This window comes from Bacilli bacterium (assembly GCA_036381315.1).
Lineage (GTDB): Bacteria > Bacillota > Bacilli > Paenibacillales > KCTC-25726 > DASVDB01.
Genome location: DASVDB010000079.1, coordinates 1 through 13,375 on the forward strand (window position 1 = coordinate 1; position 13,375 = coordinate 13,375).

13 protein-coding genes are annotated in these 13,375 nt (G+C 49.2%); 3 read left to right on the forward strand and 10 right to left on the reverse strand.

Annotation, left to right across the window (positions count from 1 at the left end; all coding sequences use genetic code 11):
* Positions 1-335: 335 nt before the first annotated feature.
* From VF260_06135 to VF260_06165, 7 genes are all read right to left on the reverse strand, one after another.
* Positions 336-521 (reverse strand): hypothetical protein, encoded by a 186-nt coding sequence (locus VF260_06135; GenBank protein ID HEX7056759.1) that lies wholly within the window; start codon positions 519-521, stop codon positions 336-338.
* Positions 522-1,009: 488 nt separating this feature from the next.
* On the reverse strand, positions 1,010-1,897 hold the full coding sequence (gene cas12b / locus VF260_06140) for a type V CRISPR-associated protein Cas12b (GenBank protein HEX7056760.1): 888 nt from the start codon (positions 1,895-1,897) through the stop codon (positions 1,010-1,012).
* A gap of 86 nt (positions 1,898-1,983) precedes the next feature.
* Positions 1,984-2,967 (reverse strand): aldo/keto reductase, encoded by a 984-nt coding sequence (locus VF260_06145; protein ID HEX7056761.1) that lies wholly within the window; start codon positions 2,965-2,967, stop codon positions 1,984-1,986.
* Between the two features lie 709 nt (positions 2,968-3,676).
* Complete coding sequence (locus VF260_06150) at positions 3,677-4,177, reverse strand: DinB family protein (GenBank protein ID HEX7056762.1); 501 nt, start codon at positions 4,175-4,177, stop codon at positions 3,677-3,679.
* Between the two features lie 80 nt (positions 4,178-4,257).
* Positions 4,258-5,004: a delta-lactam-biosynthetic de-N-acetylase gene (gene pdaA / locus VF260_06155; protein ID HEX7056763.1), complete on the reverse strand. Its 747-nt coding sequence runs from the start codon at positions 5,002-5,004 to the stop codon at positions 4,258-4,260.
* 144 nt (positions 5,005-5,148) lie between these two features.
* Positions 5,149-5,655 carry a hypothetical protein gene (locus VF260_06160; GenBank protein ID HEX7056764.1) on the reverse strand — a complete coding sequence of 169 codons (507 nt, stop codon included), beginning with the start codon at positions 5,653-5,655 and terminating at the stop codon, positions 5,149-5,151.
* Positions 5,649-6,125 (reverse strand): hypothetical protein, encoded by a 477-nt coding sequence (locus VF260_06165; protein ID HEX7056765.1) that lies wholly within the window; start codon positions 6,123-6,125, stop codon positions 5,649-5,651. The genes VF260_06160 and VF260_06165 overlap by 7 nt, the downstream gene beginning before the upstream one ends.
* A gap of 272 nt (positions 6,126-6,397) precedes the next feature.
* On the opposite strand from VF260_06165, the gene gdhA reads away from it, so the two are divergent.
* Positions 6,398-7,759: an NADP-specific glutamate dehydrogenase gene (gene gdhA / locus VF260_06170; protein ID HEX7056766.1), complete on the forward strand. Its 1,362-nt coding sequence runs from the start codon at positions 6,398-6,400 to the stop codon at positions 7,757-7,759.
* A 93-nt stretch (positions 7,760-7,852) separates the two neighbouring features.
* Here the strand turns inward: gdhA and VF260_06175 are convergent, their stop codons facing one another.
* Complete coding sequence (locus tag VF260_06175; GenBank protein ID HEX7056767.1) at positions 7,853-8,758, reverse strand: LysR family transcriptional regulator; 906 nt, start codon at positions 8,756-8,758, stop codon at positions 7,853-7,855.
* A 199-nt stretch (positions 8,759-8,957) separates the two neighbouring features.
* On the opposite strand from VF260_06175, the gene VF260_06180 reads away from it, so the two are divergent.
* Complete coding sequence (locus VF260_06180) at positions 8,958-9,407, forward strand: ferritin family protein (GenBank protein ID HEX7056768.1); 450 nt, start codon at positions 8,958-8,960, stop codon at positions 9,405-9,407.
* 107 nt (positions 9,408-9,514) lie between these two features.
* Positions 9,515-10,297: a cell division protein FtsZ gene (locus VF260_06185; protein HEX7056769.1), complete on the forward strand. Its 783-nt coding sequence runs from the start codon at positions 9,515-9,517 to the stop codon at positions 10,295-10,297.
* A gap of 73 nt (positions 10,298-10,370) precedes the next feature.
* Here the strand turns inward: VF260_06185 and VF260_06190 are convergent, their stop codons facing one another.
* Together VF260_06190 and VF260_06195 are read right to left on the reverse strand one after the other, a co-directional pair.
* Positions 10,371-12,209 (reverse strand): ABC transporter ATP-binding protein, encoded by a 1,839-nt coding sequence (locus VF260_06190; protein HEX7056770.1) that lies wholly within the window; start codon positions 12,207-12,209, stop codon positions 10,371-10,373.
* A gap of 56 nt (positions 12,210-12,265) precedes the next feature.
* Positions 12,266-13,375 (reverse strand): ABC transporter ATP-binding protein (locus VF260_06195; protein ID HEX7056771.1); only part of this gene is annotated, 1,110 nt, incomplete at its 5' end.

Sequence of the window (13,375 nt, forward strand, 5' to 3'; positions counted from 1 at the left end):
ATAAGAGGTAAGGGATGTAATAGAGCTATATATCGGGTACCCCACACTGTCAAATGTATATTTGTAGGAAACGGATACGTTTCTCCAAGTAGCCAGACCCGTCATACCCCATCCGGAAAACGGCGCCCACCAATTAATCACGTAAGAGCCCTCGTATATGCTGCTAGCTGCGGTTGATAGAGTCGACGTTCCGTTTACAGAAGGTGACAAAAGGTTTTGCGATATTGACATGGAGGTGTCAGGAGCAACATTTCCCGACGCCAATACTTTTTTCATTTCCCTAAAGAACTGTTCAAGTTCGCTTGTGTTTTTAAACTTCAAAAACTCTTTGGATTTTAGGGTTTCAATTCACTATTATCAGAGAGCAATAATTCTATACCGTATTTATTGGCTAGAGCCTGCACTTCTTGGCTGGTTACCCCCTTTTCATTCGAAGTAGGGGTGTTACTTGAGGCAAATGCAGGGATGGCTAAAATGAAAAGCATGAATAAAGATAGTAATGCAATAAATCCTTTTTTCATCAACTTCACTCCTCTTATTATTTAAATTGCAATTCTGACTATACCAAACCTGTAATATAAAGTATATATAAGTTATAAAATATATATTTAAGAATTATATTCTATATGTGCTACATATCGACACATAAAAGCCTATTTTGGTATACTACTTTTATGAGGGAAAGGGTGATTATCATTAAACTCAATAAAGGTGTTTTGTTATTAAGTATGCTGGCCCCGATTATATCCATATTCCTTATGGGATATAGAAAAATTAATGAAATCACGCACTTGTTGGGCTTTCCAATTTCATTCCTATATTTTAGGGGGGGATCTCTCCCCAAACATAAATACCAGTTATTCACCTGGGACAATCTTCTTCAAACGTCATATAGGCTTGACCTTTATATCTTTGACGTTTTAATTATGTATTTTATTTTTATGGGTGTTCGTAAAACATTTAAGTATTTTGCTGACAAAGCAAAGAGCTGAATAGCTTGGTTAAATTATCAGTATAAAAAAAAGACAGTGCCGCCGAGGCTTCCATAACGGGCACTGTCTTTTTTTAAATATGGCAAAGATCTCAAAGATTGAAGATTTCCGCCCCTTGCGTCGAAACGTAACCACTTTGGATGCTTAACCGCATCGGGAAGCGTGAATTCCGCTTCGGACTTTGTTTGATCAAGTTTGTGCAAAATAGTATTTAATGCTACAAGATATTTCATTCTTTCCGGGTTTGTCTGCCATAAATGATGGTTCTCCGGTTTTGCCAAAAATGCATACACTTGCGGGTCGCCAAATTCTTTGCGATGTTCCGTCTGCGTCTTTGCAACGATCCGTTTGTATGCCTCTTCGTTTATTTCGCCTTTCTGCACAAGCTTTATCCATTTTGCCGAAACTTGTTCCCAGCCTCGCAATTCCCGGCGAAGCAATCGATATGTTCCTGTAGGGGCGAAAGAAACTATGGCGAGTTCTTTAGCCCGTTTTTCTTCAAAAGCTCGCATTTCTTGCAGCCACTCTCGGCTTTCAAGGTCGGAAAAATATTTTTCTTCGATTTCCAATTGTTCGTTTTTAAGTTTCAATGCTTCTTTCATGAGATTATCATTCCATGACTCCCACGAAAGTAACTGTTCAATGGCCTGTTGAAACATATCCCGATCCCACGTGCGCACAAATTCGCGTGCTTTCTTTGGAAGCCATTTAATATGCTGTTGTGTGTCGGTAAAAAGCGGTATGAGTGGTTTCAAGCCCCACGCTTCCAGTCGATTCATGATCTCCGGAAGCGGGTTTTGCTGCTTCTGCTTTTCCCATTTCGCTTTTTCATTCACCCATAGTGGGTTTCCTTGTTCCTTTATATGAACATCGGAAAATAGAATCGTAGGTTGATGTCTCAACATAAAAAAATCCGATATGTCACTATCGGATTTGCGAAACGGAAGCTTGCCGGTTAATGTCTGACAATTATGGTTGTTTTTATTTCCGCTCAATACGCCCCGCGAATATATGCATGCACTTCTTCCCGATAGAACTTCTTTAGACGCTCTTGTTCGTCGCGCGTAAAAGAAGGTACATTTGCCGCCTGCAAGTTGTCTTCAACCTGGCGGACGTTACGGAACCCGGGGATGACGCAGCTGATATCTTCGCAATCGAGTATCCAGCGGAGCGCCGCCCGCGCCATGTTGCCCCGTCCTTCGGCGATCCAGCGCAGTTTGTCGGCCAACTCCACGCCTTTTTGCAAGCCTAATCCGGCGAATGTCTCGCCGATGTTGAACTGTTCGCCGTTTTGATTGAAATTGCGATGATCGTCTGCGGCAAACTTTGATTCCTTCGTGAATTTACCGGTCAGAAGCCCGCTCGCGAGCGGCAAACGGACCAGAATGCCGACGCCTTTTGCTTTTGCCAGCGGGAAAAGTTCCTCCATCGGCTTTTGCCGGAAAATGTTGAATATCACCTGCAAAGCGCGAACATTGGACTGCGTCAAGCAAAACAGCCCTTCCTCCACCGTCTCCACGCTTACGCCGTAATGCCGGACTTTCCCTTCTTCCATCAGCTTGTCGAGCACCTCAAAGACGCTGCCGTCCTGCAAAACCTTTAATGGCGGGCAATGAATCTGGTACAGATCAATCGCTTCCCGATTCAGCCGTTTAATGCTTGCTTCACAATATGCGCGCACACGTTCCATTGAATAGTTTGCAGGGTCATGGACGTCGCCGGCCCGGCAAAACTTCGTGGCGATATAAATGCGGTCTTCCATGCCCTTCGTCGCCTTTGCCAACAATTGCTCACTGCGCCCGTCGCCATATACATCCGCCGTATCAAAGAAATTGACGCCCGCGTCGATGGCCTTTTGCAGCGCCCGCAGCGACTCGCCGTCATCCACCTTGCCCCACGATCCGCCAATCGTCCATGTGCCAAAACTGATTTCGCTAACCATAAGTCCGGTTGAGCCTAAAGCACGAAGCTTCATACCAGCACGTCCTTTCCTATTATTCTGCTTCTATTTTATCGTGTAGTGGTTCATATTTCCAATTGGCAGCTAAAAGCCGGCTCTCTCGCGGACCAACCAAAGTCCTATATCCGCATTTTTGCCGTTATAGAGGCTGGTTCCACTCGCATGAGGCGCTATATCCGCATTTTTGCCGTTATAGAGGCTAGTTCCGCTCACAAGGGGAACGCGTCCGAAACAGTCTTTATGGTCAACGTGCCGGAGCTCGGCCGGTTTGCCGAGTTTCAGCTTTTAACGGTTGCAGAGGAGCTTATTTTGCGCAAATTGCCCACTTTTCTATCCTAACGGTCGTAGGAGAGCTTATTCTTGCATTTTTCCTGAAATTCGGGCATTGAAACGACAAATAGCGTCCACTGCGACCGTTACAATTTCAAATCAGCCTTTTTTCGGCAAATAGCCTCTGCTGCGATCGTTAGCGGTGTGCAGGGAGGGCGATCACCCCGTAATAGCGTTGTGCTATAAAGGGTTAACGTTTACAATGTGCAGGTGCCGGGGATTGGCTGACATAAGCTGTTTGGTTAGGCCCCGCGCGTGGAACTCGGCGCACCGGCGCATGGAACTTGGCGCCCCAAGCATAGAACCAGGCGCATGAAAGCTAAAAAGGCATGCACATAGGCGAACCATATGCATGCCCGATTGAAACCTGATTAGCGACGCAAACCGGCGTCGGTTATTTCGGCGCGGCCACGCCCATCCTGCTCCAATCCTCGCGGGTCGGGCCGTATACCCCCGGGACCTCAAGCCCCGCCTGGCGCATTAAGACCGTCATTTGGCCGCGGTGATGAATGATATGCTTGATCATCAGTGACAGCATGGCGGCTCTCGTCATGTCGCGCCCGAATACGTTTTGCGTTTCCGTCAAGCTCTCATCGGTCCATTGCCGCTTGACCGCTTCGGCTGCGGCGGCGCTGACTTGCCGATGCGTTTCGGCGATTTGCCGGGCTGTCGCCGGAACAACGTCCTCGCCTTCCACCTTGGCAACCGTTAAGCCAAAATGGTCCAGCATCCCCGGAATGCTCGTGACAACATGCCATGCCAGCCTGCCTAACGTGCGGCCCTCCGGCGTTACTTGCTGCTTGAGCGACGCATCCGTCAGTGCGTCCAGCACTTTTTGCGTTGAAGCCGATTCATGGCTCCATTCCGCGTTAAATTCCGCAATTGATGCAAACATAATGCCAATCCCCATCCTTCATGAAAGTTGCTTACCTTTGTTCATTATAGAACATGCGTTCGATCATTGCAATTTGCCGATTAATAATTTCGCACCTTCAATTCGGCCAGGCTCTTGAAAACATATCCCTGTCTTCTGGCATCGTCGATGATCCTCCCCAACGCTTCCGCGTTATCCCTGGATACGGAATGCAGCAGAATAACCGCCCCGGGGTGAAGCTGCGACATAACCTGGCTGTAAGCATACGCCGCACCACGCTGGCTGTTTGTTTCCCAATCCTTATAGGCGATCGACCAGAACACGTTTATATAGCCGAGCTTGCGGCATACGGCAAGCATCGGACCGCTAAAAACGCCGCGCGGCGGGCGCATATAGCGCATATCAAGCGGGCCGGTTATTTCGGCGACCTTCTCTTCAACCTTCGCCAACTCCTTCCTGATGCCCTCCGCGGAAAGCCGCGACATATCAGGGTGGCTCCAGGAATGGTTGCCGATCACGTGGCCTTCGGCAGCCATTCGTTTAATCAGATCCGGTCGATCTTTCACATAATGCCCGGTTACGAAAAAAGCGGCCGGCACTTTTTTTTCCCGCAATGTATCCAGTATGGGAATCGTATACCCGTTTTCGTAGCCGTTGTCAAAGGTCAGATACAATTCTTTTTGCGAAGTGTCGCCTAAAAAGACCGCTTCATTCCGCTGCAATATTTCTTTAAAACCTTCCTGGTCAATGGAGGGAAGTTCGCCGTTTTTGCTCTTTTTAAAGCCAAAATTATAGGGAGTAATACCGGAGGCCGCCGCAGGCGGAATAAAGAACAAACAGCCCAGCAAGAAGCAAACAGTCAAGACCAGAACGGAACGTTTCACTTTCTTTCCACTCCTTGCGCTTTTCTTTTGCAATTTTTTTCTCACCAGGCTAATATCCCACGCGTTTTGTTCCACTATCAGCAATTCCGGCTGGAAAACTTTGCGGGTCTAAGGGGAAACCCGATTGCGCGGGAATCTGCGGGTCCAGTCAAACATCAGCACATTTATACCGTGCACCACCGTATAGACACAGAATGAGTACAGCAAATTCCAGCGAATATATTGAAATACGGCAAACTTGACCGAAACGAATTCCAGCACGGCTGTTATCCCCGCGGCGATCAGAATGAAAATCAACCGCCAAAGCCCCGTCGGCCGCCATTTCCCATAAAAATGCAGAATGATCAGGATCGTCAGCGGAAAGGTGGCCATATACAACAAATAATCCGTGATTTCTCCCTTCGGGGAGTCGTTCATATCGTAAAAATTGTGGAGCCCCCCTCCAAACAAACTATCGGTAAAAAGTCCCAGCAAAACATTCAAAAAAACAATAAACCACATTTGCGATTTGTTCATGCGACGCGGCAGCAACTTCCAGATAAAAAGCACCAGCAGGGTTGCAATCGTAACAAACCATTCATTGCCATCCCACCGTTCGGGCAAAGCGATCAACATAAATAGCCCTCTTTTCGCAAGATCCGCCGATATGCGGCCATTACCCCCCAAGCAAGCGCGATGACAAGCACCCACTTCACGAAGGAATAATAAAGATTCCAGGATACGAATTGCATAAGCTTAGCTTCATTCGACCACCAATCGGCCAAACTGAGCGCAATCGCCCATAACAGGGCAAATGCCAGTTTGCCCGCCGCGTTCAAAAAATCGGTGCGATACAAATAAAGCAACCAAAGAATGACGCACGGAAAAAGCAAAATTAGCAAGGAAGACAGGGCAATAAAATTGCCCGGGTGATGCGTTACTTTGAGCATTTCGGCATTCAAAACAAAAAAAGTCCGCAGCATAAGCAGCAACGCGCCCAAAAAGAACCAGCAAACCGCAACCTCCAGCGTGTGGAATCGTTTCTTGAACAAACGGAAACTGACCAATGCCGCAATCACCGACGCCGCAGACAGTCCAAGACCCATCGCTTCATTCCCTCCATCGGGATTATTTTCTGTTTTGACATTGCGAAATATTCCGCCGCGCCATTCTGCATAATTATGCAAAGAAGCGAATACGGACAAGATTTAGATAACGCTTTCAATTACATTATCTATTTTCGGTATAATCTATATCTTGAATTTGTATTGTTAATATCAAAAAAACATAATATGATACGTATTACAAAGCAATACTCGTAAGATTCTCTTACAACCAGATGGGCAAATGAATAAATATTAGAAAGGCGGTATATGCAATGGCTAATGACTTAGCTGCGGCAAAAAAGTACGTGGATGACGTTTTTGAGACCGTGCAAAAACGCAATCCCAACGAACCTGAGTTTCACCAAGCGGTGAAAGAAATCGTTTATTCCCTGGTGCCGGTATTCGCCAAACATCCGAAATACATCAAGGCCGGTATTCTGGAAAGACTGGTGGAGCCGGAAAGACAAATCATGTTCCGCGTTCCCTGGGTGGATGATCAAGGCAATGTGCAGGTAAACCGCGGTTACCGGATTCAGTTCAACAGCGCAATCGGACCTTACAAAGGCGGTCTGCGTTTCCATCCGTCCGTGAACGCCAGCATCATCAAATTCCTGGGCTTTGAGCAAATTTTGAAAAACTCGCTGACCGGCCAGCCGATCGGCGGCGGCAAAGGCGGTTCCGACTTTGATCCGAAAGGCAAATCGGACGCTGAAGTAATGAGATTCGCGCAAAGCTTCATGACGGAACTTTACAGACATATCGGACCGGACACTGACGTGCCGGCCGGGGATATCGGAGTAGGCGGAAGAGAAATCGGCTTCTTGTTCGGACAATACAAACGTCTTCGCAATGCCAACGAAGCCGGCGTGCTGACAGGAAAAGGCCTTACCTACGGCGGCAGCTTGACAAGAACGGAAGCAACCGGTTACGGCTGCGTGTACTTTGTTTCGGAAATGCTGAAATCCAAAGGCTTAAGCTTCAACGGCAGCACGGTCGTCGTTTCCGGTTCCGGCAACGTTTCGATCTATGCAATGGAAAAGGCGCAAGCGCTGGGTGCCAAGGTTGTCGCTTGCAGCGACTCCAACGGATATGTCTATGACAAGAACGGAATCGACGTCGCTACCGTTAAGAGACTGAAAGAAGTGGAACGCAAACGGATCAAGGAATATGTAAACGACCATCCGAGTGCGGAATACCATGAAGGCTGCTCCGGCATCTGGAACATCCCTTGCGATATTGCGCTTCCTTGTGCAACACAAAACGAAATCAGCGAAGAATCCGCCAAAATCCTGATCAAGAACGGTGTAAAGGCAATCGGCGAAGGCGCCAACATGCCGTCCACGCTGGAAGCTATCGATCAATTCCTGAACAACAACGTCCTGTTCGGACCGGCAAAAGCGGCCAACGCCGGCGGTGTAGCCGTATCCGCTCTGGAAATGGCGCAAAACAGCCAACGTACGCCTTGGACATTTGAAGAAGTGGACGCCAAACTGCACGCTATCATGAAAAACATCTATGAAAACAGCGTGAAGGCTGCCGAAGAGTATGGATATCCCGGCAACCTGGTGGTCGGATCCAACATCGCTGGCTTCCTGAAAGTCGCTGAAGCGATGTACGCTCAAGGCATCGTCTGATTTCGGAAAACAAAAGGCAAAAAAAAGAACCGAGGGTTGCGAAACCTTCGGTTCTTTTTTACGTTATCCGCGATAAGAACAACTATTCCGTTATTATTCCGTAATTTGCGAAAACACAGGTGAAAATTGTTTTAAAAAGTCGTAAAAGAGCTTCTCCGTCGGCGGCAGCTCGCGGTTGACGGGCGTAATAACGCCGACATCCCTTGTCACGCTTGGCTCGCTGATCGGAACTTTAACCACGGCGCGGGACAGATGTTCCGTGAGCGCGATTTCCGGCAGCAATGTGATCGCAAGCCCTGCCGCCACAAGGCCTTTAATCGCATCCAGATCGTCGCCTTCAAACGTTACCTTGGGCTGAAATCCCAAATTCTTGCACGCCTGAACAACAATTTCCCGCAAAACAAACCCTTCCGGGAACAGGACAAACGAATCGTCGCGCAGTTCGTCCAACTTGACCGAACTTCTGCCGGCCAGCGGATGATTGGATGGCAGCAGCGCGAAGATCTTCTCCCGAAACAGAATCTCTCCTTTAATTTGCTTTTCGTCCTGCGGCACCGGTCCCATAATGGCAAAATTCATATCGCCTTTGGCAACCCAATCGATTAATTCCCGGTAAGAGCCGTGCTGCAGCACAAAATTAACGCGCGGATGCTGCTCCCGAAACGCCGAGATTACCGTAGGAACCATATAAGCGGCCAAACTGCTCGGGAAACCGATCCGCACGGTGCCTTGCTCGGGATCGAGGAATTCCTCAATTTCTTGCTGCGCCTTCTCGATTACTTTCATTACTTGCTGCATATGCCCCAGAAAAATGCGGCCGATATCGGTCAGCCTCACTTTTCGTCCTTCATGTATAAACAAATTGACGCCAAGCTCCGATTCCAGCTTGAAAATTTGCCTGCTGACCGCCGATTGCGCGACGTGCAAAACATAGGAGGCTTCCGTCACATGCTCCAGCTTGGCCACCTCAATAAAGTACTGAATTTGTCTCAGTTCCATTCGGTATCACCACTTTTAACGGTTCTTATCGTTTATTGGCATCAATGGCCTCATTTGCCTTCGCCTCAAATTATAATCCAAACGAAGCAAAATGGATACTCAGTATTGCGCAAATGTCTTCTGTGCCATGCACTGCGCTAAGGTCTGCGGCATATCATGCAGTACAACAGCCCGATTTTTCAAGGAGTGATGCAACTTGATGCCCAATCCCTACACATATCATTACGGCATGAACGCCGGAGCGGATGCAAACCTTGTCCAGGATATTGCCAAAGCCATCAACGGGCAGTACAACGCAATCTCGTGCTACGGGGAACTTGCCAAAATGGCCCCTGATGACCGGGAGCGAGCGCAAATTTTGGAAATCAGGGAAGACGAAGTGCGGCATTACCAGATCTTTTCCCGGATTTATATGACGCTGACAGGCAGGCAGCACGCTCCACAAATAACTGAAGCTTGTCCAAAGCAGTACAGCGCCGGTTTGGAGTGGGCGCTCAAGGATGAACAAAAAACCGTGGATTTTTATCACGAGATCGCCGACAAAGCGCATGATCCCCGGATCCGGGAACCGTTCCGCCGCGCCGCCGCAGACGAACAAAACCACGCCGTATGGTTTTTGTACTTCTTTACCAAACAGCGCATGGCCTGACCATAATTCGTTCCCCCATATTTGGACAAAATTCTGCAGACACATAATGACAACCTTTTTCGCGGCAGTTATTTATAATGGTAAAAAAAGCAAACGGGTGATGATCGATGCTTTACTTTTACCGTTTTACCGGAGGAAATGCGCTGGAGACGGAGAAGATGGTCGAACAATTGGCGGCTTTAAGAGAAAAAAGTCTGCTATTGTTCGGCATTTTCCGTTTTCCTTATCGATTTGAAGGCAAAAAGCGGCTGCAGACGGCAATTCGGCAGTATTACCGCATGCAGGAGATGTGCGACGGAATCACCTATTTTTATGCTGACGGCATGCTGGAGATGCTGGAGCCTGGCACCTCGATCATAAAAGCGAATGAAATTTTTTCCGCGATGGAGGAAGAAATCATCAACGGGCTGGAAACCATCGTGGAGATTCCCGGCGAAATGAATATTGATTTGCATGATATCGAATCCTTTATGCACGCGAAAAAGGGGCCGTTCTTTCTGCATACCATCGAAGGCACCGTGTTTGACGAGCCGCTCAAGTATTTGTTGGCCAAGCCTTATTTGCCGCATGATTTCGCCGAAGGGCAGCAAATGATCGTCAACATCGGCTATTCGAAAGATGTGAACATGGACGCCTACAGGCAGATCAACCTTCGACTGCACGATTTGTTCCACAAAGCCGACTTGTTTAAAATGGGTACATATTGCATCGACGAACCGGGGCAACGCATCAAAATCACTTTGCTGTTAAACGGCATCAGCGATCCGTATCCGCGCCCCGAAAAGCCGCGCTTGCTTTCTTTGCAGCCGTTCTCCGCCAAAAGCAAGTGGCAAACGCTGCTTCGGGCGATGCGCAATCCGCACGCCGCAAACAGAAAGGCGCAACCATGAAAAAAGCCATAAGCCGGAAATCAGCTTATGGCTGCTGTGATTTGAAATGCCGAAGATGCGGCGGGCGCACGCATCAACCTGCGTCCGGCAACGAAGCGCCGCCGGAAAACTGGCTGTAATACAGATCGGCGTAGAAACCTTTTTGCTGCAACAATTGCTCATGCGTCCCTTGCTCAATTACGCTGCCATGATTCATGACGAGAATCAAATCGGCTTCGCGGATTGTCGACAACCGGTGGGCAATGACGAAACTGGTTCGGCCCTGCATCAACCGGAGCATCGCTTCTTGAATCTGGATTTCGGTTCTGGTGTCGACGCTGCTGGTCGCTTCATCCAGGATGAGAATCGCGGGATCCGCCAGGATCGCCCGGGCGATGGTCAACAACTGCTTTTGTCCTTGCGAAATATTGGATGCCTCTTCATTCAGGATAGTATCGTACCCATCGGGAAGCGTGCGGATAAAATGGTCGGCATGCGCCGCTTTTGCCGCATCCACAATTTCCTCCTCTGTCGCGCCGATGCGCCCGTAGGCGATATTATCGCGGATTGTGCCGTTAAACAGCCACGTATCCTGCAGCACCATCCCGAAAATGGAGTGCAGTTCGCCGCGCCGCAAATCCGCGATGTTGACGCCATCAACGGTTATGTTCCCGCTTTGGACATCATAAAAACGCATCAGAAGATTGACGAGCGTCGTTTTCCCCGCTCCGGTCGGACCGACGATCGCAATGGTCTGCCCCGGTTTCACGTCGATGTTCATGTTGTCGATCAATACGGTTTCGGGGTTATAGCCGAATTTGACGTTGTTAAAGCGGACAGCGCCTTGCGGCGAAGCAATCGTTTTGGCGTCCGCACGATCGGGAGTTTCTTCCGCTTCATCAAGCAGTTCAAATACCCGCTCGGCGGAAGCAATCGTGGATTGGATGATATTGGCAATGTTCGCCGTCTGCGTTATCGGCATCGTAAATTGCTGCGAATATTGTATAAACGCCTGCACATCGCCGATGGCGATCCTTTGTTTGGCCACAAATATGCCGCCGACAATGCTGATTAATACATAACCGATATTGCCGATAAAAGACATGACCGGCCAAATAATACCGGAAATAAATTGCGCCTTCCAGCCAGATTCGTATAATTTTTCATTGATCTCTTCAAACTTCGCGATCGATTTTTTCTCTTGGCCGAACGCTTTGATGATTTTATGGCCGGTGATCATTTCTTCCACGTGCCCGTTCAATTCGCCGAGCGCCCGCTGCTGTCCGATAAAATGTTTTTGCGAGCGCGAAGCGATCATCTTGATTCCGATTAAACTTGCCGGAAGCGTCAAGATCAGGATCAGGGTCAAAATCGGGCTGATCGTCAGCATCATGACAGTGATCCCGATAAGCGTAATAACGGAAGTGATCAGCTGCGTAAGGCTTTGCTGCAACGTATTGCTGATATTGTCCACATCGTTGACCACCCGGCTCAAAATTTCACCGTGCGTTTGCGAATCAAAAAATTTGAGCGGCAGCTTCGACAGCTTTTCCTTCACGTCTTTGCGCAGTTGGTATACGGTCCGTTGCGCCACGCCCGCCATAATGTACTGCTGCAAATATCCGAATAATGCGCTGATCACATAAAGTACGGCCAACAAGGCGACAATTTGAAAAATGGATTCGAAATCGATTTTGGCGCCCGGGACACCGCGAAATTTTGCCATAAGCCCCTCGAACAATTTGGTGGTCGCCTTGCCCATTATTTTTGGGCTGACAATGGAGAAAACCGTGCTGATCACCGCTGTCAGCAATACAGCCAAAAGCTGCATCCGATGCGGCTTCAGGTAGCCGAGCAATCGCTTTAGCGTACCTTTGAAATCTTTTGCCTTCTGCACCGGCATGCCCATTCCCATGCCCATTCCCTTCGGCATGCCTTTGCCGGAAGCGGCGCTTCTTGTTCCATGAAAGGCTGATTTCCGCTGCTCACTCATGCCGATTCCACCTCTTCCGCTTTTTCTTGCGCAAACTGCGATGCGACAATTTCCCGGTATACGGCGCATGTATCCAGCAACTCCTGATGCGTGCCGATCCCCGAGATGGCTCCGTCTTCCAGGACGATAATCCGATCGGCATCCATCACGGTGCTGACGCGCTGCGCCACGATCAAAACGGTGGCATTGCCGATTTCCCGCTTCAGCGCGGCGCGCAATTTGGCATCCGTCTTATAATCAAGCGCCGAAAAGCTGTCGTCGAATATATAGATCTCCGGCTTGCGCACCAAGGCGCGGGCAATGGAAAGGCGCTGCTTTTGCCCGCCGGACAAATTCGTTCCGCCCTGTTCGATTGCGGCGTTAAATCCGTCTTGCATGCCGGCGATAAACTCCTCAGCCTGCGCCGTTCTCGCCGCCTGCGCCACTTCTTCGTCGGTGGCGTGTTCCTTTCCGCGACGGATATTTTCCGCGATGGTCCCGGAGAACAAGACCGCTTGCTGGGTAACAAAGCCGATTTTGGCGCGCAAATGTTCCTGCGCCTGCTCGCGCACATCCACACCGTCCACGAGAATGCTGCCGCTATCGATATCATAGAAGCGCGGTATCAGGCTGACGAGCGTCGTTTTTCCCGATCCCGTGCCGCCAATGATCGCCGTCACTTCGCCGGGGTTGGCGCTGAATGTAATATGCGATAGCGCCGGGCTTTCCGCACCGGGATAGCTGAACGTCACATCGCGGAACTCGACGCAGCCTTTCTGCCCGCCTGTGCTTTTTGCCGTTGCCGCGTCTTTCACCACCGGTTCCGTATCCAGTACCTGATTGATCCTTAATGCGGATGCCGAGGCGCGGGGAACAAGCACGAACATCATGGACAGCATCATGAGCGAAAACAAAATCTGCATCGCATATTGCAGAAACGCCATCAGCGCCCCCACTTCCATATCGCCGTTGCCGATCCGGATGCCGCCGAACCAGATGATCGCGATTGTGGAAAAATTCATGATCAGCATCATGGACGGGAGCATGGCCGCCATCAGTTTATTGACTTTGATCGCGGTATCGGTCAAATCGCTGTTTGCCGCGTCAAACCGCTTTTTCTCATGATC